At 27.3% G+C, this 19,826-nt stretch carries 22 protein-coding genes and 1 riboswitch; of the genes, 5 read left to right on the top strand and 17 right to left on the bottom strand.

The genetic code is table 11. The features are described 5' to 3' along the window. Nucleotide 1: 1 nt before the first annotated feature. The 5 genes from IC218_RS02960 to IC218_RS02940 all read right to left on the bottom strand — a co-directional run bounded on the left by IC218_RS02960 (nucleotide 2) and on the right by IC218_RS02940 (nucleotide 4,007). Entirely contained in the window at nucleotides 2-802 is an 801-nt protein-coding gene (locus IC218_RS02960; RefSeq protein ID WP_227433057.1) for a hypothetical protein, read from the bottom strand. Nucleotides 803-822: 20 nt separating this feature from the next. After that, nucleotides 823-2,034, bottom strand: a complete 1,212-nt coding sequence (locus IC218_RS02955; RefSeq protein ID WP_227823782.1) for a hypothetical protein — start codon at nucleotides 2,032-2,034, stop codon at nucleotides 823-825. Nucleotides 2,035-2,044: 10 nt separating this feature from the next. Continuing rightward, nucleotides 2,045-2,869, bottom strand: a complete 825-nt coding sequence (locus tag IC218_RS02950) for an ABC transporter permease (RefSeq protein ID WP_227433055.1) — start codon at nucleotides 2,867-2,869, stop codon at nucleotides 2,045-2,047. Further along, nucleotides 2,862-3,578, bottom strand: a complete 717-nt coding sequence (locus IC218_RS02945; RefSeq protein WP_227433054.1) for an ABC transporter ATP-binding protein — start codon at nucleotides 3,576-3,578, stop codon at nucleotides 2,862-2,864. Before IC218_RS02945 ends, IC218_RS02950 begins: the two co-directional genes overlap by 8 nt. Before the next feature lie 72 nt (nucleotides 3,579-3,650). Beyond that, the gene (locus IC218_RS02940) at nucleotides 3,651-4,007 is read right to left on the bottom strand and encodes a GntR family transcriptional regulator (RefSeq protein WP_227433053.1); all 357 of its coding nucleotides are present in this window, start codon (nucleotides 4,005-4,007) and stop codon (nucleotides 3,651-3,653) included. 353 nt (nucleotides 4,008-4,360) lie between these two features. On the opposite strand from IC218_RS02940, the gene IC218_RS02935 reads away from it, so the two are divergent. From IC218_RS02935 to IC218_RS02925, 3 genes are read left to right on the top strand one after another with little or no spacing between them, the layout of a single operon-like run. After that, nucleotides 4,361-4,819: a GyrI-like domain-containing protein gene (locus IC218_RS02935; protein ID WP_227482395.1), complete on the top strand. Its 459-nt coding sequence runs from the start codon at nucleotides 4,361-4,363 to the stop codon at nucleotides 4,817-4,819. Between the two features lie 3 nt (nucleotides 4,820-4,822). Beyond that, nucleotides 4,823-5,785 (top strand): ATP-binding cassette domain-containing protein, encoded by a 963-nt coding sequence (locus IC218_RS02930; RefSeq protein WP_227823781.1) that lies wholly within the window; start codon nucleotides 4,823-4,825, stop codon nucleotides 5,783-5,785. After that, entirely contained in the window at nucleotides 5,779-6,528 is a 750-nt protein-coding gene (locus tag IC218_RS02925; protein ID WP_227482393.1) for an ABC transporter permease, read from the top strand. The genes IC218_RS02930 and IC218_RS02925 overlap by 7 nt, the downstream gene beginning before the upstream one ends. A gap of 183 nt (nucleotides 6,529-6,711) precedes the next feature. Here IC218_RS02925 and IC218_RS02920 read toward each other — a convergent pair whose 3' ends face one another. From IC218_RS02920 to IC218_RS02870, 11 genes are all read right to left on the bottom strand, one after another. Beyond that, nucleotides 6,712-7,767, bottom strand: a complete 1,056-nt coding sequence (locus IC218_RS02920) for an SIS domain-containing protein (RefSeq protein WP_227482392.1) — start codon at nucleotides 7,765-7,767, stop codon at nucleotides 6,712-6,714. Nucleotides 7,768-7,815: 48 nt separating this feature from the next. Beyond that, entirely contained in the window at nucleotides 7,816-8,616 is an 801-nt protein-coding gene (locus tag IC218_RS02915; RefSeq protein WP_227433047.1) for a PTS system mannose/fructose/sorbose family transporter subunit IID, read from the bottom strand. Beyond that, nucleotides 8,609-9,400 carry a PTS mannose/fructose/sorbose/N-acetylgalactosamine transporter subunit IIC gene (locus IC218_RS02910; protein WP_227433045.1) on the bottom strand — a complete coding sequence of 264 codons (792 nt, stop codon included), beginning with the start codon at nucleotides 9,398-9,400 and terminating at the stop codon, nucleotides 8,609-8,611. Before IC218_RS02910 ends, IC218_RS02915 begins: the two co-directional genes overlap by 8 nt. A 28-nt stretch (nucleotides 9,401-9,428) precedes the next feature. After that, nucleotides 9,429-9,851 carry a PTS sugar transporter subunit IIA gene (locus IC218_RS02905; protein WP_227433043.1) on the bottom strand — a complete coding sequence of 141 codons (423 nt, stop codon included), beginning with the start codon at nucleotides 9,849-9,851 and terminating at the stop codon, nucleotides 9,429-9,431. A gap of 15 nt (nucleotides 9,852-9,866) precedes the next feature. Beyond that, nucleotides 9,867-10,346, bottom strand: a complete 480-nt coding sequence (locus tag IC218_RS02900; protein ID WP_227433042.1) for a PTS sugar transporter subunit IIB — start codon at nucleotides 10,344-10,346, stop codon at nucleotides 9,867-9,869. 132 nt (nucleotides 10,347-10,478) lie between these two features. Then, nucleotides 10,479-13,235, bottom strand: a complete 2,757-nt coding sequence (locus IC218_RS02895; RefSeq protein WP_227433040.1) for a sigma 54-interacting transcriptional regulator — start codon at nucleotides 13,233-13,235, stop codon at nucleotides 10,479-10,481. A 409-nt stretch (nucleotides 13,236-13,644) separates the two neighbouring features. Further along, nucleotides 13,645-13,947, bottom strand: coding sequence for a PTS sugar transporter subunit IIB (locus IC218_RS02890; protein WP_227433038.1), 303 nt, complete (start codon nucleotides 13,945-13,947; stop codon nucleotides 13,645-13,647). A 136-nt stretch (nucleotides 13,948-14,083) separates the two neighbouring features. After that, on the bottom strand, nucleotides 14,084-14,716 hold the full coding sequence (gene thiE / locus IC218_RS02885) for a thiamine phosphate synthase (RefSeq protein ID WP_227823780.1): 633 nt from the start codon (nucleotides 14,714-14,716) through the stop codon (nucleotides 14,084-14,086). A gap of 21 nt (nucleotides 14,717-14,737) precedes the next feature. Then, nucleotides 14,738-15,529, bottom strand: a complete 792-nt coding sequence (thiM, locus tag IC218_RS02880) for a hydroxyethylthiazole kinase (RefSeq protein ID WP_227433036.1) — start codon at nucleotides 15,527-15,529, stop codon at nucleotides 14,738-14,740. A 22-nt stretch (nucleotides 15,530-15,551) separates the two neighbouring features. Continuing rightward, the gene (gene thiD, locus IC218_RS02875; RefSeq protein WP_227823779.1) at nucleotides 15,552-16,346 is read right to left on the bottom strand and encodes a bifunctional hydroxymethylpyrimidine kinase/phosphomethylpyrimidine kinase; all 795 of its coding nucleotides are present in this window, start codon (nucleotides 16,344-16,346) and stop codon (nucleotides 15,552-15,554) included. A gap of 103 nt (nucleotides 16,347-16,449) precedes the next feature. Beyond that, nucleotides 16,450-16,542, bottom strand: a riboswitch (TPP riboswitch). 93 nt (nucleotides 16,543-16,635) lie between these two features. Next, nucleotides 16,636-16,947 (bottom strand): GIY-YIG nuclease family protein, encoded by a 312-nt coding sequence (locus tag IC218_RS02870; protein ID WP_227433034.1) that lies wholly within the window; start codon nucleotides 16,945-16,947, stop codon nucleotides 16,636-16,638. A gap of 291 nt (nucleotides 16,948-17,238) precedes the next feature. On the opposite strand from IC218_RS02870, the gene IC218_RS02865 reads away from it, so the two are divergent. Together IC218_RS02865 and IC218_RS02860 are read left to right on the top strand one after the other, a co-directional pair. Further along, nucleotides 17,239-18,492 carry an anthrax toxin lethal factor-related metalloendopeptidase gene (locus IC218_RS02865; protein ID WP_227823778.1) on the top strand — a complete coding sequence of 418 codons (1,254 nt, stop codon included), beginning with the start codon at nucleotides 17,239-17,241 and terminating at the stop codon, nucleotides 18,490-18,492. A 143-nt stretch (nucleotides 18,493-18,635) separates the two neighbouring features. After that, complete coding sequence (locus IC218_RS02860) at nucleotides 18,636-19,505, top strand: methionyl aminopeptidase (RefSeq protein WP_227823777.1); 870 nt, start codon at nucleotides 18,636-18,638, stop codon at nucleotides 19,503-19,505. 53 nt (nucleotides 19,506-19,558) lie between these two features. On the opposite strand, the gene IC218_RS02855 is transcribed toward IC218_RS02860, so the two are convergent. Next, nucleotides 19,559-19,747 carry a ferredoxin gene (locus IC218_RS02855; RefSeq protein WP_227433029.1) on the bottom strand — a complete coding sequence of 63 codons (189 nt, stop codon included), beginning with the start codon at nucleotides 19,745-19,747 and terminating at the stop codon, nucleotides 19,559-19,561. Nucleotides 19,748-19,826: the final 79 nt, after the last annotated feature.

The raw sequence follows: 19,826 nt of genomic DNA, 5'->3' as shown, positions 1-19,826 counted from the left end.
CCTAAAAGTCAATTTTATTATTTAAAAGTTTATTAGACATAAAACTACATACAAATATGCTCACACTTGAATATACTACAGTAAATACATTACTATATTCATAAGGTATAATAAACTCTACAAGAATTATAAATATTAGAATTTCTATAACTAAAAATAGAAAACTCATTAAAGCTCTCATCTTATACACAGATTTATTTATAAGAATTGATGTGAATACTACACATATAACTCCTATTAGTAAAAATACATATTCTACTAATAAGTTCTCAAAGCTGTATGGAAGTAAAATATTTAATTTATATATTGTTTCTTGTACAAAATTATAGTTTGCAATACTACCAAGCATATAATTAGGTAGTATTTTACTTGCAATAAATAAAGTTATTGTAAATAATATAGTGTAGCTATACACTAGAAACAATACATTTAATAATTTAGATATATAAATATTAATTTTATTCTTAGGAAGCATCACAAGTGTATATATGGATTTGCTTTTCATGTCAAAATCTCTATACCAAATAAAAAAAGCATAACAAATACACACAAATATCCCAAATAAAAAACATGATTGTATAGAACCCATTATGTTTCCAAAACTTGAAAACCCCATGACACTTACTGTTTCTATTGTCTTTCCTACTTTTGATAACTGCTCAGTTTTTACTGCATTTTCTATTATATAGTTATAATCATTTAAATTTTTCACTAGATTTAAAAATACAATAGAACAAAAACAACTTATTATAAATATATAATTTTTTATGTTTCTTTTTAAATCAAACTCAAATAACTTCATTAAATCCCTCATCAATTCACCTACTTTATTTCAAATTCTAAACTGCTATTTGAACTATTAAACTGTAATTCTCCCTTATACACTATTTCTTTCGAATTTTTATTTATTATATATAGAATAGTCTTATTGTCCCAGGGTAGTACGGAATTTGTTTTTGATGTACATACAATGATTTTATTTGAATCAATTTCAATGTTTCTGATGCTTCTTTCTTCTTTTTCATCCAAAACATATTTATCTTCAACTAAACTGCCATCTAGTATGTTATAAGTTATTAAATTTACCTCTTTACTTTTATTGGAATTATCTCTTTCTGACATTATCATATATAATTTACTATCTTTTAGCTTTGCTTTTTCCAAAGACATTCTATTATAACTTTTTAATTCTATTATTTTCTCTTTATTCTCTTTAACATTATACTCAAGTAAATTGAGCTTAGAATCAACATCATCCCATGTATTTGCATTTATCGCTTCTATCAAAATATACATTTTATCTCCATCTTTACTAGAATAACTTACATCAATACTCTGTATGTTGTTGTATTTTTCAAAAAGATACTTGCTTATATTTATACTTTTTATCGTCTCTATTTTTTTACTTTTAGTATTAATCTTTATTATATCTATATTATTCAAATCTTCTTCATTTTTTTCTGATGACTCATTTGGAGCATAAAGCACAGACACATATAAATCTTTTTTGTATCTTTTTGATGATAGCACTTTTACATGATACTCATCGATATCTTTATCTACTTTATATTTAGTTCTTATAAAATTATCCATATCTAGTTTTTCATATTCAACTTTTTTATCACTTCCTTCTGAAATAAATACACCTTTTTCTAGGTCTTCTTTTTTCTCATCTATAACAAAATTTATCCCTTTTGAACTAGATTTAGAATCATCACTTATTTCAAAACCAACATGAGCTATTGAATCCAAACCACTAGAGACATCGATTAGGTTATTCGTGTTCTCACTCTCTTTTATTGATTTTAATAATTCTGTTTTTTTAGTTTTATTGCTTCCATTTATTATATATCTTGAATTTATATATCCATTAAAATCATATCCAAAATATATGTTTATATAACCCAATTCATCTTGGTCACCTTTTATCGTTTTTATACTTAAATTGTTTTCATTGTTCAATAGGTCTATACTAAAATATATTGCCACTGCTAAAAATATAATAAGTATAGATATTTTAGATTTTAATTTCATGTCACACCTCCTAAATAGACAATTTCTTATTTATTAAGAAATAAGAGATTCCATTTAAAATAAACATTATAACTATAAAACTTAATACATAGTTACCTAAGGAATTAAGTTGTGTTCCAACAAATCCATAATACTTTCTAAACAAACTAATTATATTTATATATACTGTTGAAAAATATAACCCTGCCAAAATTATCAAGGTAATTAAAATCACATAAAATTTACCTCTGTAAGAAAATGTGAATAATATACAACTATTCAAAAAAGAAATAGCTACAAACAGTAAAAATACATAAATTGTTATGAAAGAAATAAAATCGATTGGAATACTTTTTAAATTTAAATAATATAAATCCTGAGCAAAGGACATATTAACTATTGGAACATTTCTAAAAACAAAATTAAATATGTGTTTACATATAAATAATGTTGCTATCTGACTTATCAAAAAACCATATACCATTGTTATCAAAGTGATTGACTTAGATATACAAAGTTTAAATTTATTCTGAGGTAACATCATTAAAGTATAAATACTTTGATTTTTAGAAAAGAAATCTCTTTTCCACATAAAAATATAGTATGTAAACATTCCCAATATTCCATACAGTAAAATTGTTTGGATACATCTAAGATTGCCAATGATACCTATTCCATAAAATACACCTCCAAAATCCTCTATTGCTAAGTTTATAATAAATTTAGAGTTCTTAAATTTAATAATTTCAAATAAATTTAAGCCCAATGTAATTAAAGATAAAAAAGATATATAGGCTATATAAAACCTCTTATTTCTCCTTAAATCTACATTTATTAGACATAGAAGCTTATTCATTCTTATATACCTCCCTCATTTTATCTAATATAGACTTACCTTCTCTTTCTCTCAAATCTTCTGCATTAAATGATGTTATTACTTTACCTTCATCAAGAATTATAACTTCATCAACTAGACTTTCTATTTCTACTATCTCATGAGTGGTTATAATAATAGCTTGATTTTCTTTCATATACTGTGCTATTACTCCTATAAATTCTTCTCTTTTAAACAAGTCAATCCCTGTGAATGGTTCATCAAGTAATATATAGTCTGGGTCTTGACAAAATCCAAGAATTAATTTTACTCTTGCAATATTTCCTTTAGATAAATTGTCAATTAATTCATTTTCATTCAGTTTAAATATATCCATCATTTCTTTTGATTTTTCTTTATTCCATCTTGGATAAAAAATTTCCATAAATTCAAATGACTCTTTTATTGTTGTATTACTAAAGTGAGATTCTACATCTGGAACAAATGCAAGTTTATTATATATGTTTTTATTCATTTTTTCTCCATCTATTAAAATCTCTCCACTATCAATTTTTATAAGCCCTGCTATTGCTTTTAAAATTGTTGACTTACCAACACCATTTATCCCAAGTAAAGCTGTTATTTTTCCTTTTTCAATACTAAAGCTTACATTCTTTAAAGCATCTATTTTCTTTACTTTTAGTCCTTGCATTCTTTTATATGTTTTGCTTACATTTTTAATTTCTATCATATTAGTATCCTCCATATTTAATATGCTTGTACAATTAACCTTATAAGTTAAGTGTTTATATTTATTAAAAAACTAATATCTATCTTCTATTATCTTTAAAACTTCTTCTTTAGTAACATTTATTGCCTTCATATCTTCTATAAATACAACTAAAGATTCATTTATTAACTCTAGTTTTAAATTTTTTAATATATTTTCATCAACTGTCACGCTACTCTGATAGTTTTTAAAAGTATTTATTATATTCATATCACCCATCTCCTTATATGCCCTTTGAACAGTATTTAAATTTACTTTTAAATTAAGTGCCATTTCTCTTCTTGATGGTATTGTTTCTCCTGGTTTTAATTCTCCTGTTACTATTTGTCTCTTTATATGCTTTATTATTTGCAAATAAATTGGAGATGTATTATCTAATTCAAAATTCATACTTCCTCCTATTCTAGTGTATTAATACGATAATACACTTTTTCTAAAAAAATACACTTCTACTTTAAATTTTATTTTATATTTCGTTAAGTGTATTATACGATTAATACACTTAATTTGTAAATACTTTTTAATAAATTATTTGATTTTAATTTATTAAATCATTGAAATCAAAATTCAAATAATAAGTTTACAAAATTGAGCATCAAATGAGAGGATATATATTTTATGTTATGTTAGACTTGAAAACAAACAAGGTAAGGTTATATCATCAATGAATCAAAAATCTTATATTGTACTAATACTTAATGGGTTAATTAAACCATTATAAACATACCTAAGGAGGAAAACAAATGAATTATAAAATTGAAATTAAAAACATCGAATCAGTCACAGCAGCTACTATGAGTTACAATGGACCCATGACTGAAGCAACAAAATATTTTCCAAATGTATTTAAATCTATAAAAGGAAAATCAAATGGTGCACCATTCTTTTGCTACCATAATGTTGACCAAGAAACTGGCATAGGAAAAATGGAGTTATGTGTACCAACTTCTGAAACTCCAAATCGTATGGGTGTAACAATAAAAGAGTTTCCTAAAACAAAAGCTTTGTTTTTTACCCACATTGGTTCATATAACAATTTGCCGAAAACATATGAAATGATATTTAAATATATTCATGAAAATAATCTAACAATAAAAACTCCTTGGAGAGAAGTATTTATTAAAGGACCAGGTATGCTAATAAAAGGTAATCCAGATAAATATATTACAGAAATCATATTTCCACTTAAAGAGGAGGAATAATACATGTTGGCAATCGAAATCAACAATTTAGTAAAACAATATAAAAATGGTGTAAGAGCTTTAAATGGTCTAAGTTTTAGTGTAAAGACTGGAGAAATATTTTCTTTACTTGGTCCAAATGGTGCTGGTAAATCTTCGCTTATCAATATTTTGACCACTTTTTATAAGCCTACAGCGGGTAATGTAACGATGCTTGGAAAAGACTTAATAAATAATCCATCTTGGATACGCACTCAAATTGCTTGTGTAGCACAACAAGTATCTATTGATGAACACCTGTCTCTCATGGAAAACATGATATTCCAAAGCAAAATGTATAAAGTGGAACCACAAGTTGCAAAAGAAAGAATAAACTCTTTAATTGAAAAATTTGAGTTAACTAGTTACTTAAAGTATCCTACTTCATCTTATTCTGGTGGAGTAAAACGTAGATTAGATATAGCTATGAATATGGTGTCGTCTCCTAAGATTCTGTTTTTAGATGAACCTACTGTTGGTATGGATGTAGATTCAAGAAAAGCTATGTGGGATATGCTACTAAAAATTAGAGATGAATATGGTACAACTATTTTTCTAACTACTCATTATCTTGAAGAAGCTGAACAGCTAAGTGATAATATCTGTATTATGAAAAATGGAAAAGATTTGGCACAAGGAACACCATCTAGTTTACGTAATTATATTAAGCAAAATATACTTCGTATCGCATTTCATGATATTGAAGATATAAAAAAATATAAGAATGATATTAAAAATGCTTGCTTAGTTAAATTTATGAATATACATGAAAATTCTCTTTTCATAAGTGTAAAAGAAAGTAGAACTTCACTTACTTTAATAAATAAATTTCTTTTAGAGCATAATATAAAGTTTGATGCGATAGAAATTGTAGAGCCAAGTCTTGAAGATGTTTTTTTAGCATTAACAAGTTCTAATAAAGATTTAAAGGAGGAATGGAAATGTTAAATATCTTATGGCGTAATATGAAATGGCGTTTTAAAAATCCAATTTCATTTGTAGTTACTATATTACAACCTCTTCTTTGGCTTATACTTTATAGCTCTGTCGCAAACCAAACTATGAGTGATATGAATGTCGATAATTATACAGCTTTTATACTTCCAGGTATAATTGTATTGGTTATCTTTTCATCATGTAGTAGTGGTGGTATCATCAATTTTATAATGAAAAATAGCGGGAGTTTTTATAGAGTTTTAATTGCACCTATTAGTCGATATTCCATTGTCTTTGGTCAGTTACTAGAAGCTATCCTAGTGTCTTTTATTGAAGTAGCAATTTTATGCATAGTAAGCATATTCTTTTCAGTAAAAATAGCATCTGGTATTGGTGGAATTGCTATAATGATAGTATTGATATTTATGACAGCCTTTTTTTTATCAAGCCTAGCTTATGCTATAAGTCTATTATTACCAAATGAAATAATTTATGAAACAATTATGACTGCCATTGTACTTCCTATTTTCTTTTTAAGCTCTGCTCTCTTCCCTGTTGAAGATTTATCTGGAGGATTAAAAATAGCAGTTATGCTCAATCCATTTACCCATGTTATTAATACTTTACGTAGTCTAATATTTGGTGAAACCATTCTAGTTGGAGATATACTACCTGTTATAGTGTTATTTTTAATATTGTGTTGTGGAAGTTTCGCACTTGCTATGTGGAGACTGAAAAAAGAAATGGTAAGTTAATTTTTGAAGATAATGTGTGTAGATTTGTAAAAAACTAATCTATTATATATACACTAAAAAAGTGGTGTTCCAAAATGATTAATTAAAATCATTTTGAGACACCACCTTTATAATTCATGCTACTTAAGTGTATATTTATAAATTTATACAAGAAACTATAAACTAAAGTACTTATATGTATAATTACTTATTAAACTTCTTACTACCTAACTTCATGTGGAACTTAGTATCTTTTGGAATACTTGGGTTTATACCTCTTAATGTAGGTATTTCTCCACATATCAATTGTATAGGTACTATGAAGTTAAACGTTTGATAGTAAGGATTATCTATAATATCTGCCTTTAAATTTTTATCTTCTTCTGCAACATCTCTACCTATGACAAATACATTGTCTGTCCATCCAGAAAGTACTTCAACCATCTTAGTTACTCTAGGTTCTCTTCCTGTATCTAGTATAAATATAGTAGAATCACTATTTATAGCATTGTATACACCATGTATGAACTCTTCAAACTCATATCCAGTTACAGGAATTCTCATTGTCTCTAATAATTTTAATGCTGACTCTAATGTATCTCCATATATATCAGAGTGACCTACTACTCTTATTTCTTTAGCGTTAACTAACTTTTCTTTGTTTCTTTCAATCCATTGCTCAGATGATTTATATACTGATTCAAATCTATCTATTGCATCCAATATCTTATTTATCTCTTCATTGTACTTTTCACTAGATATTATTCCCTTTTCTCTAGCTATTTGAAGACCTAATAACATTAAATTTAACTTTGTACAATAAAAGCCTTTTGTTTTAGCACCAGATTTTTCTTCACCACAATTCACTGTTAATATATAGTCAGAAATCTCATCTATTAGAGCATTTTTACAGCCTGCCATAGATGCTATTTTACAACCCTTGTCTTCAGCTAACTTCATAGCATTATATGCAGAATAACTACTTCCACCTTGAGATATTCCCACCACTAAAGTATTTTTATTATCAAATTTAAATGTATCTTCAGTTATCATAAATGGATACTTTTCTACAACATCTATGTCTAATAAATTTTGCAAATATGGTTGTACTTGCAATCCTGAGTGATAACTAGTACCTGAACCTGTTATTATAATCTTTTTTATATCTTCTTTCTTAATTTCATTAAATAAACTATCTGCATTAGATATCATTTCTCTCATTTTTGCTGGTGTTTCTAACATATAATCTTGTATTCTCATTTTGTATGCCTTCCTTATTCATATATTTAATAAATTATAATTTTCTTTCTATAATAACCCTATTGCATGTAAAGCAATTCCTCCAACTATAATGCCTAGAGTTAACTTTGTTACACTTACCTTTCGCTTTAGCATGTAATATATTACAAATGCAAAAGCTAAAGGTAACATGTTAGGTATTATTTTATCTAATATATCTTGTAAAACCACTTCTGCACCATTTAAATTAAATTTTAGTGGAGTAGTTATACTCAACATTGTTGCAACCATTCCTCCTACAACGAATAAACCAACAGTTGTAGCCATAGACATTATTTTCTCCATAAGCCCTTCTCTTTGTATTCTTTCAAGTGAATTTACTCCGACTTTATATCCATATTTAAGTCCAAGTATTCTTAGAGCAAATGCTGGGATATTATACAACAGTAAGAATAATAGCGGGCCAAATATATTTCCTTCTTTTGCAAGTGATACTCCTATTCCAGCAGCTATAATTCTAAATGTTCCCCAAAATAGTGAATCCCCAATTCCTGCAAGAGGTCCCATAAGAGCTGTTTTAACAGCACTGATTGAGTTTTCATCAAATTCTGAATTATTAGCATTCTCCTCTTCCATAGCTGCTGTTATACCTAATATAGCAGGAACTACTACTGTGGTTGTATTAAAAATTTCTAAGTGTCTTTCTATCGCTTTTGCTTGATTTTCTTTTTTATTATATAACTTCTTTATTGCAGGTAACATTGCATAACAATAACCTAAGTTTTGCATTCTTTCATAATTGAACGCACCTTGAAGAGCAAATGAACGCCAAAACATACTTCTTAATTCTTTTTTTGTTAGTTTATTCAAAGTCAATCTCTCCTTCCGTTAAAATATTAGTTGCTACTTGAGGATTTTGACTATTTTCTTTGTTATTAATATAAAAGTTTAATATAACTGCTACACAGACTCCAAACAACGCTATTGCAGTTATATCTAGTCCAACATAAGATGCTAAGAGGAATCCTATAAAGAAAAATACAGACATCTTTTTTGAAAGTAGCATATCCATAAGTAGTGCAAATCCTACTGCTGGTAACAATGTTCCTGCAACACCTAATCCATCTAATATAACTTTAGGTATTGCATTTATTAATGTTGTAACTTTATCAGCACCAATCATAATTGCTAAAAATGTTGGAACTGAAGTACTTAAAAAGAATAATACTACTGGTATCCACATCATTATAGTAACCTTTTTAAAGTCAGCTTGTTTAGCATAAAAAACTGCCTTTTGAGAAAAATATGAGTTTACTATTCTAACCAATACTCCAAGAGATTGTGCTAAAACTGCTACTGGCACTGCTACAGCTAGAGCAACTTCTGCACCATTTCCTGATAATATAGCAAACGCTGTACCTAATACACCACCTGTTACTACATCTGGAGGAGTAGCTGCACCTATTCCTGCAATTCCCATCCAAATTAATTCAAGTTGTGCACCAATCATAATTCCTGACTTTATATCTCCTAAAACTAATCCTACTAATGCCCCTGTAACTATTGGTCTATCAAACATAGACTGACCAAATATACGTCCATCTAATATACCAAAGCCTGCTATAATAGCTAACATAATAGCTTGTACTAACATAGTGAACCTCCCTCTTAATTTACATTAATTACATCACACTTTTGATTTCATTTTTATTTTCTAATAGTTCATTTACATGAACTATTCCATTTCTCGCTTCCTCTAAACCTGATTTAGCTAATAGCTTTGCATCCTCTTCTGTTGATAAAAGAATAGCCAAAAGCATTGGTAAATTTACTCCTGTCAATAACTCAAATTTAAACCCTTGTAAGAGTAAATTAGTACATATGTTTGCTACACTTCCACCAAATATATCTGTTAGTATGATAAGTTCTCCATTATTTTTGTTATTTGATAATATACTTATCATTTCTTTCTCAGCATCGTCTGCTGATTTATCTTTTGTCATACAAAAGTACTCAACATTACTTAATGAACCAATTATTAATTTACTTGTCTCAACAAGCTCCTTAGATAATTCTCCATGTGTTGCAATTAAAAAATTTTTCATTTTCTTTCTCCCAAATTATTTTATTAAGTCTGATAATTTTTTCTTTTTGTCTCTAGGTAACATTCTAAATTCTATATCAATTCCTAAATCAGTTATTTCTTTAAAATTGTTTATATCATTATCATCAACAGCAACTAAGTCTGTCAGCTTCTTCTTTCCTTCCTCGTATCTTAATCCACCTACATTTATTTCTTTTAAAACTCCTCCTGAGTTTTTAGCTACATCTAAAGCATCTTTTGTATTTTTTACTAATACTAATACATTACTTTTCTTTGAAGAAGCAAATTTTTCTACTATTTCTCCAGATTCCTCTACCCCCCTTATATATAAAGTTACATTGCTAGGCTTAGCTAAATTTAATGACATGGCTTTCATTTGATCGTTTTTTGCTTCATCATTTGCAACTAATATTACATTTATACCTAATGATGTTGTCCATCCATATGCTACCTGACCATGTATTAGTCTGTCATCAATCCTCATTAAAGATATCATTTTCCTCAAATCCTCCATTATATATTAAAATTTTTATTTTTTATCCTCTTGTTTATTTATAAAAGCAAAAAGCATGCCAACTAGTGGCATACTTTTTTTCAATTTTATTTATTTATTTTTTAATACTGTATTTTACTGAAGTGGACCATAAATAATATTATAGATATATCCGATTTCTGAAATAGATATTTGCACACTATAGCTCTTTTCTAGCACACTAAATGCATTTTTTATTAGTTTAACTTCACTGTGATGGTTTTTAATTAATAAATTCATATCAGTATATTCTTCAATCTCAGCTTGTCTAACCAATCTTTCAATCATACAACTTAAGTGAACATATAAAGCAATTTTTTTATCATTAGGAAGTTTTTTCTTTTGATTATTTTCTATAGCATTGATTCCTTCTTCTATTCTCTCTATTATTTTTTTTGAGTCTAAAATAGTCAGACTATCTATTACTCTAATCAAAGAAAAATTCTTTATGATAGAATCATTTATGTTTTTGATTTTTTCACTTTCTACTACTTTACTAAATATTCTAAAGACATCATCTTCTCCTTTTCCTGATATTATATCCTCTAGTAGTATGAAATCTACTCCATTTACATTTGGATTAGCAGTTCCTACTATGGCCAATACATCATACATTTTAAAAAGTGGATCTTTATCTCCCATAGAAACAAGACTCTCATAATCGTGCGGTATTATCTTAACATCAACTATCCCCATTAAGCTTTCTGAAAGTAGATGTTGGATTTTTATAGCAGTACCTATCCCAGTAAAACAAGAAGATACTATGGCATACTCTTTATTTTTTTGAGGATAATACAATTGTATGTTGGGTTTAATTTCTTCATCCATAATTTCTGCTATATCTTCAATGTTTTTACCTTGCATTAATAAATTACCTACCTCTAGTGCAAAAATAGTGGATATTTGGTCTATAAACAACATTGGACTACTTATTTTACTTTTTAAATCTTCATATATCAGATTAAGAGAGCCCATATCAAATAACACAACTAGTCCATTTTTTATCCTATCTCCTTCCAAGTATCTAGACATTTGATTTGATACATCAGCAATTGTCGCATCTATAGGCATATCTATAGCTGTAAATACATTTTTACCCAACATACGATTACATACATTTGCCATACTACTAGCAGTAGCATACCCATGTGCTATAATCATTGCATTAACTTTATTAGACTTCATTCTTATAACTGTCGACTTAATAAATATAATCATTATAATTATATCTACATTATTAAGATACATATCCAATCTATTTGCTATTAATGTCGATACTTTATTTACTATAGAGTATTCTTTGTAATTTTCTTTCTTTAAATATGTTAGTAATTTACTTTGTAAGATTTTACATTCATCAGACAATTGATAAGACTCATCCTTCAAATAAAGATACGAAGAAAATGCTAATACATTATTTCCATCATATTTTATATTGTTGTTAACTTCTAAATTTCTAAATATATCCTGCATTATAGATATTATAAGCTCCATAAGTACATTTTTATTTTCATCATTATTTGAAAAAACTAGGTTATCCATTAACCTAATCATTAAGTTTGAGCTCTTTTCACTAAATATCTCTTTTGTTATTTCTTTTTTTTCTAGTCTATCAAAATAATCTAAACACTTTGTAAGACTTTGATATATTATATTTCTTTTATTTCCTTCATCTGATGTCTCAATATTAAATTGTTTAGGAGAAAACACAATACTTTTGCTTTTAGCACTTTGGAACTGAAATATATCTACATTTTCTATATAAATATTTCTAGGAAGGTCTTGAAGTGTAACAAAAATATTTCCATTTCTTTTTTGGTTTTTTGCATATGCCCTTCCACATGCATATTTTATTACATTTTTACATTCACCTATATTACCTTTGAATTTTATCTTTAAAATCGTATTTAATGTAATTTGAGTTATCTCTATAGGTAAACCAAGCACCTTACTTTCCTCATATATAAAATGTTCTATAATCTTCCTTTTTTCAATAGTTCCTCTTTCCTCTATATTAGGAACATAAATATTTATAGGTATTCTTCTTAAAAAAGTCTGCAAAAACTCAGATAAGCTTTCTGTTGTAGCAAATACTAGCCTTACCTTAGCACTTCTATTTACTCCATTCTCTCCAATTCTAGAAAATGTACCTGTATCCATAAATGTAAATAACTTTTCCTGACCTTCACTGTTTAATCTATGTACCTCATCTAAAAATAATATACCACCATCAGATTTCTCTATTAACCCAGCTCTAGATTCATTTGCTCCAGTATAAGCCCCCTTGACATGTCCAAATAGTATACTTGATAATAACTCTGGATTATTATAGTACTGTGCACAGTTTAGTACATTATATGGAGCATTTTTTTCTAATATATTACTACTTACACTATACTTATATATTACCTTCGCTAAAAAAGTTTTACCTACACCACTTTCACCTGTTAGCATTATTGTAAGTCCATCATTTGGATAAAGTACAGCGGTTTTTATTTGCTCTATTGCCTCTTTTAGGCTACTTTCATGACCTATAATACTGTTAAATACAATCTCCTGCTTTAATAATTTACACTCATTACTAAGTTCATCAACACTTTCATAAATACTTTTTTTCGTAGGACCTATTGCATCATTTATCTTATTTTTTGGTAGAAAGATAACAGGTCTACTATTTATCTTTATAAGATTATCAGACTTTACCAAATCATTTAATAATCTGCTTGATTGAGTTCTACTTAAATTAAACTTTTTTACTATATCTTCTGTTACTATACCACTTTGTTTTTTAAGTTCATCAAAATTGTCAAATAATACCTTTTCATTTATAAAACGTAAAATTTCATTCTTCATAATCAACCTCCAATATAAATGTCAATGATACCAGTATATCCTTTATATATTAGTGAAAAAATAAATTATATTCTTTTATTCTAATAAATAGTACTGCACTAATCTCATACAATCAAATCCAATTATTACCATATAAATTGATAAACGAGTAAATAGAAGTGTATTTTGAATAGATTAAAATCTAAATGGATAAGTATATAATCAGTGCAAATTTAGGAATAATTTACATATAGAAACAACTCTACCTTATATTCTCCTTTATTAATTTTTTTCTAAGTTAATTATATATTAAGAGTCTATGAAGATGAACAATTTAAATCAGCCTTGTTGAAAATAAAAAAATTTGAAAAAGAACTATAAAATATAAAAAGTGAACTCTATATCATAGAGTTCACTATCAGTGATTAATTTAATTTAGTATTTCTAGTACTGCATTTAATACAGCATGACCATTACAAGTACCATAGTTTACCATATCTATTATAGCTACTGGAGCTTTATCTCCAACTATAGATTTTACATCATCAAACATAAATCTAAGCTGTGGCCCAAGAAGTAAAATATCAAAATTACCAAGTTCTGATTTTATATTTCCCTCTCCAACTGCCCATATTTTACAGTCTATATCTCTTTTCTTTGCATCTTTCTCCATTTTATTTACCAATAAAGTAGAAGACATACCGCCAACACACACTAATAATATCCTAATCATTAATATCTCCTTTTAATCAAATCTACATATATTTTGATTAAAAAGTATATGTAGAAAAGTTTACATTTATAACTTCCTATATTTTACTTTTAAATTATATCAAATTTTTCCAATTTTTTCACTACCATAACTCATTTTATATTTTTAATGTCCACTTTTCTACTTCTTCAGAAATATTTTCAGATTTTAATACAGCAGATATTATAGCATATCCATCACTATTTAAGCACTTAAGTTTATCTATATTATCTAGTTTTATCCCACCAATCAATACAAATGGTATATCTATCTTTTCTTTAATTTCTTTGACAGTTTCAAATGATGCAGATTTAGCATCCAGTTTGGTAGATGTTGTAAATATAGACCCTATACCTAAATAGTCTGCACCATCATTTTTTGCACAGATAGCCTCTTCTAAAGTTCTTGCTGATACACCTAGTATTTTATCTTTTCCTATAAGCTTTCTAACTTCCTTTGCATCAATGTCACTCTGTCCTACATGCACTCCATCTGCATCACAAATAATTGCTATATCTACTCTATCATTTATTATAAACTTAACACCATGTTTTCTAGTTATTTCCCTTAGCTTCATAGCCTTTTTTAAAAATTCTTTTCCAGAAGCATTTTTTTCTCTGAGTTGCACCGTTGTTATTCCAGAAACAATTGCATCTTCAATACATTTATAAAAATCTCTACCTTCTAGCATTTCAGAATCAGTCACTAAATATAACTTTAAGTCTTTTTTTAAACATTCTTTATCTATCATTTGCAACCTCCTGTTGACCATTTATTCATTTAAAAATTCAATATTAGAGTTTTTACTTATAATCTCTTCATCCATTTGATAAATAGAATTCATTAGCTTTTCTTTAAATGTACCTATTGGTGGATTATTTAAATTAGCCAGCTCCCCACTTAACGACATTGTAAGTACACCCATTGTAGCTGCTTCTAATTTATTTTTAGTCACAGCCATAAAACTTGCAATCAAGCTAGCAGTCATACACCCTGTGCCTGTAATACCTTTTAATTTATCAGTTCCATTATTTATTTTATATGTATTCTTACTATCAGTTATTATATCTATTTTTCCAGTTGCTGCAACTATACATTCAAGTTTTTCAGAAACTTTTTTTATTATATCAGTAGAATCTTCTTCATCATCAAAGGAATCTACACCTTTACCCATTACATCAAAACCACCTATAAATTTTATTTCTGCTATATTCCCTTTAACCACATCAAATTTAACTTCATTTAAAAGCTTATTTGTAAGTTCTGCTCTGGCTTTACTTGCAAAGACTCCCACTGGGTCTAAGATAACAGGTTTATTGTATTTATTTGCCGCCTTTCCAGCCAATAAAAACAAATCTAATATATTTGAATTCATAGTTCCTATATTTATAACTACAGCATTTGCTATACTTACCATTTCTTCTACTTCCTCATATGAAAAACTCATAAGAGGGCTTGCACCTATAGCTAAAGTTACATTAGCACAATCATTTATTGTTACATTATTAGTATAGTGAATTACTAATGGGTTTACTTTCTTTACTTCTTCAATTAAATTATACATATTCTGCCTCCATAAAATTTTATTATTCAAACTTATAAAAATGATGTACTGGGCCTACTCCATGACCTATATCAAAACTATTTTTTATTGCTTCTGTTATATAAATTTTACTTAATTTTACTGCTTCTTTTATTTCATAACCTAATGCAAGGTAAGATGTTATTGCAGAAGATAATGTACATCCTGTTCCATGTGTATTTTTTTTATCAATTCTTTCACTTTTATACACTTCAAATATATTTTTACCAACTAAAATATCCACTGCTTCTCCATCTAAATGTCCGCCTTTCATAAGAACAAATTTAGGTCCAAGCTCTAATATTTTCTTTCCTACTCTATTCATATCATCTACATTATGTATTTTTATTCCTGTAATTTCTTCAGCTTCTGGAATATTTGGTGTAATTATATATGCAAGTGGTATTAAATACTTAATTAGATTTTCCTTTGCTTCTGGTTTTAATAAATAATATCCACTTTTAGATATCATTACAGGGTCTACTATTAAATATTCTGGATTATATTTTTTTAAATTTTCAACTATTTCAAGTATAATTTCTGGGCTTGAAACCATTCCTATTTTTACTGCTCTTGGAGGTATGTCATCAAATACTGCCTCTATTTGTTTTTTTATTATACTTTGGCTTAAATCTTCTACAGCAAAAACTCCTTTAGTGTTTTGTGCCGTTATAGCTGTTATTACGCTCATTCCATATGTGCCAATTGCACTAAAAGTTTTCAAATCAGCTTGGATTCCAGCTCCTCCAGATGAATCTGAACCAGCTATTGTAAGTGTTGGTATTTTGTAGTTACTCATTTATACCCTCCTAAAAATTTAATTTAAATAGATTAACTAAAAAAGCTATACCTACAATAGGTATAGCTTAGAAATTCGCATATATCACAAATAATACATACTTAAGTTTTATACTAAGCTTTCCTACGCTGGCATTATCCAGTTCAGGTGTAAGGGTCGGTATTCCTCTCAGCTCTTGGCTCCCCTAGCTATTTTAATTTATTATATTTATAACTTCATTATATTACAATAGTATTTATTGTCAAGTTTTTACACTGTATACACTTATTTACAATATAATTAAAGACACTTACTTCAGTTCTTTTATCTCTTCTCCAATAATATAATTTTCTTTATTGTCAATTGAATCTATAAGTATATTGGGATTTTTTATTATAGATAATTTTTTATCCCTAGTTAACTTTTTTATATAGTATTCTAATTTCATTGCATTACTTTTTGTATTTGTTACAAAATAAACCTCTAACTTTTTAAATCCCCTTGCTCTTGTATACTTTGAATTAATTCCTGACTTATGCTCATTCATTCTTCTTTCTATATTGCTAGTATATCCAGTATATAGAGAATCATCTTTGCACCTTATAATATATGTAAAATACATCTTAATTCACATCCTTAAATTAAATATATAAACATTATATTATAAAATAAAAAAAACTGCTGTAAATTTTATATATTGGTCAGCTATAACAATAACTCAAATGTAAATTCGTAAAGTAGATTCTAAAAGTATTTGACGCTAAATTTTGACATATTAATAACATATTTATTCTTCTAACAAAAAATTCACAAATATAAAAAATAAAATTTTCAAAAAAATTATAATTTTCAAAAAAATAAATTGACATATATAAAAAAATTATGATAACCTAATAAAAAGGGGGCAATGATTATGGAAAACAATTTAATTATAGCTAAAAGCAATAATATTGAATTATCACAAAAGAACTTATTTAAAGTCAATTTACAGATAGGTGTAGACTTTACACTTTTGTCAAAATCACTTAAAGCCTTTTATAAAAAAGAAGAAGATTTTTATTGCATTGCTCTTGCACCATGCAATGTATCTGATGAAAAAGCAAGCAAGAAGATAAATATTCCTGAGATGATAAAAGAAATTAATACTTTAATTGAAAGTGTGACTGATAAAAGTGAACTTTTAAGTGAAGAAATATTTACAAACAATCTATCAGAATTTTTCGACGAATCTTTAGATAACATTTATATAGAGTTAAGACAAGCATATCTATATCTTAAGAAGAATACAAACAATCTTGATATAGAAAACTCCATTGAATATGTATTCGATGTCAGTATAAGTAATAAAACAAAAATGAAAGAAAATCCACTAATTAACTTTAATTCACTTTCTTTAGTGGTATGGAGTGGTGAAACAAAAAATATTTTACATCAAATGAACATTTTAGATTTAGAAAATATTCACTCCTCTTTTTCAGAAAACGATGCAAATATGACTTTTTATCGAGATGATAGCCTCAAATATGAAGTTAACAAAAACAGTAAAAATATAAGAGAAAGTAATATAGATATAATTGAACAAATGATTATACTTCCAGATAATTCAGACTATGATAAAGATGAAGTTGAAAACATGAAAAACAGACTTTCAAACATAAATGGAAAATATCTACAAACACTTAAAGAAAAAGATATAATTATAAAATTAATAAATTCAAATTTAACTGATGAACCAGAATTTAGTGATTTAAAACACCAATTACCTCCATGCTGGGTAAGATCAGGTAAAACTTGGAAAGATGTACCTGGGATATATAGAAACAACTCTATTGTGGCTAAAATAGGTTATAGTAACCCTAGTTATGCAAATGTTCATTCAGCTAAAAATTTGGAATTACATGAAACTGCACATGCTATAGATAAAAATGTATTAGACAAAAAATCAAATTCAGAAGAATTTATGGAAGTGTTTATTCAAGAAAGGTATAAACTTTATGACCCTAAACAAGTTGCACATGCATATATTAGTAAATTCCCAGAAGAATTTTTTGCGGAATCATTTGTGCATTATTATCTTGATGAAGACTCAAAAAATATATTGAAAGAAAATTGTCCTTTAACATATAATTTTCTTGAAGAATTAGAACTAAGCTATGAAACACATTAATACTTAATAATATATTTCTATTTAATAAAGTACTCTTTATAAAAGACTTTTTGATATTTATGTTATAATATTTCTAATGGTTATATTTTAAAATAGTTTATGTAGCCCATAATTTAAATAAATAATAAAAAGGATGAAGAGTTATGAAATTAAACAGAAACGATGCTTGTTGGTGTGGAAGTACTAAAAAATATAAAAAATGTCATATGGATATAGATAATAAAATAAATTCATTTGCTCAGCTAGGTCATATTGTACCTACTCACGACATCATAAAAAATGCAACACAAATTGAAGAAATTAAAAAAAGTGCTGTAATAAACACAAAGATTTTAGATTATATTTCGGATAAAATTAAAGTTGGAATGTCTACAGAAGATATAAATGAATTAGTCCATAACTTTACATTAGAAAATGGAGCTATTCCTGCACCACTAGATTATAATGGTTTTCCTAAAAGTGTATGTACATCAATAAACAATGAAGTTTGTCATGGTATCCCAAGTAAAGACATCCTATTAAAGGATGGAGATATTATAAATGTAGATGTGTCTACTATTTTTAATGGATATTACTCAGATGCTTCAAGAATGTTTATGATAGGAAATGTTAAAGAAAATGCAAAAAAATTGGTTCAAGTTACTAAAGAATGCATTCAAAAAGGTCTTGAAGCTGCTAAACCATGGGGATTCTTGGGTGATATAGGTAATGCTATTAATTCTTATGCAAAAGAAAATGGATATTCTGTTGTTAGAGAAATTGGTGGGCATGGAGTTGGACTAAGTTTTCATGAAGACCCATTTGTAAGTTATGTTTCTAAAAAAGGAACTGAAATGTTGTTGGTTCCTGGAATGATATTTACTATAGAACCTATGGTAAATGAAGGAACTCATGAGATTTTTGTTGATGAAGAAAATGATTGGACTATCTACACAAAAGATGGTAAATTATCTGCTCAATGGGAGTGCATGGTTTTAGTTACAGAAACAGGAATTGAAATTTTAACTCAATAAAATATAAAAGCCTATAAAGATTGAGCTTTCAATCTTCATAGGCTTTTCTTTTGTTAATGCACATCTATTGCATCAACTGGACAGCTTTCTCTAGCCTCTTTTGCTGATTCTTCAGCATCACTTGGTATTTCATCAACTATAACATGTGATTTTCCATCATCAGCCATGTCAAATACTTCTGGGCATATTGATGGACATAATCCACAACCTATACAAGTATCTTGATTAACATTTGCTTTCATAATAAAATCCTCCTAGATGTTACAAATTTAAAATTTTTGTTTACCAACGATTGGCGAACTAAAACTTTGACCTTCAGTT

Origin of the sequence: Clostridioides sp. ES-S-0005-03 (assembly GCF_020658455.1) — a bacterium.
In the GTDB taxonomy this organism is placed as follows: domain Bacteria; phylum Bacillota; class Clostridia; order Peptostreptococcales; family Peptostreptococcaceae; genus Clostridioides.
Note: the sequence above shows the minus strand (reverse complement) of the source record. Positions and strands in the feature narration are given on the sequence as shown.

Coding starts and splice junctions, on each gene's coding strand:
- IC218_RS02960 (WP_227433057.1), bottom strand. CDS start 802: ATGAAGTTATTTGAGTTTGATTTAAAAAGAAACATAAAAAATTATATA.
- IC218_RS02955 (WP_227823782.1), bottom strand. CDS start 2,034: ATGAAATTAAAATCTAAAATATCTATACTTATTATATTTTTAGCAGTG.
- IC218_RS02950 (WP_227433055.1), bottom strand. CDS start 2,869: ATGAATAAGCTTCTATGTCTAATAAATGTAGATTTAAGGAGAAATAAG.
- IC218_RS02945 (WP_227433054.1), bottom strand. CDS start 3,578: ATGATAGAAATTAAAAATGTAAGCAAAACATATAAAAGAATGCAAGGA.
- IC218_RS02940 (WP_227433053.1), bottom strand. CDS start 4,007: ATGAATTTTGAATTAGATAATACATCTCCAATTTATTTGCAAATAATA.
- IC218_RS02935 (WP_227482395.1), top strand. CDS start 4,361: ATGAATTATAAAATTGAAATTAAAAACATCGAATCAGTCACAGCAGCT.
- IC218_RS02930 (WP_227823781.1), top strand. CDS start 4,823: ATGTTGGCAATCGAAATCAACAATTTAGTAAAACAATATAAAAATGGT.
- IC218_RS02925 (WP_227482393.1), top strand. CDS start 5,779: ATGTTAAATATCTTATGGCGTAATATGAAATGGCGTTTTAAAAATCCA.
- IC218_RS02920 (WP_227482392.1), bottom strand. CDS start 7,767: ATGAGAATACAAGATTATATGTTAGAAACACCAGCAAAAATGAGAGAA.
- IC218_RS02910 (WP_227433045.1), bottom strand. CDS start 9,400: ATGTTAGTACAAGCTATTATGTTAGCTATTATAGCAGGCTTTGGTATA.
- IC218_RS02905 (WP_227433043.1), bottom strand. CDS start 9,851: ATGAAAAATTTTTTAATTGCAACACATGGAGAATTATCTAAGGAGCTT.
- IC218_RS02900 (WP_227433042.1), bottom strand. CDS start 10,346: ATGATATCTTTAATGAGGATTGATGACAGACTAATACATGGTCAGGTA.
- IC218_RS02895 (WP_227433040.1), bottom strand. CDS start 13,235: ATGAAGAATGAAATTTTACGTTTTATAAATGAAAAGGTATTATTTGAC.
- IC218_RS02890 (WP_227433038.1), bottom strand. CDS start 13,947: ATGATTAGGATATTATTAGTGTGTGTTGGCGGTATGTCTTCTACTTTA.
- thiE (WP_227823780.1), bottom strand. CDS start 14,716: ATGATAGATAAAGAATGTTTAAAAAAAGACTTAAAGTTATATTTAGTG.
- thiM (WP_227433036.1), bottom strand. CDS start 15,529: ATGTATAATTTAATTGAAGAAGTAAAGAAAGTAAACCCATTAGTAATT.
- thiD (WP_227823779.1), bottom strand. CDS start 16,346: ATGAGTAACTACAAAATACCAACACTTACAATAGCTGGTTCAGATTCA.
- IC218_RS02870 (WP_227433034.1), bottom strand. CDS start 16,947: ATGTATTTTACATATATTATAAGGTGCAAAGATGATTCTCTATATACT.
- IC218_RS02865 (WP_227823778.1), top strand. CDS start 17,239: ATGGAAAACAATTTAATTATAGCTAAAAGCAATAATATTGAATTATCA.
- IC218_RS02860 (WP_227823777.1), top strand. CDS start 18,636: ATGAAATTAAACAGAAACGATGCTTGTTGGTGTGGAAGTACTAAAAAA.
- IC218_RS02855 (WP_227433029.1), bottom strand. CDS start 19,747: ATGAAAGCAAATGTTAATCAAGATACTTGTATAGGTTGTGGATTATGT.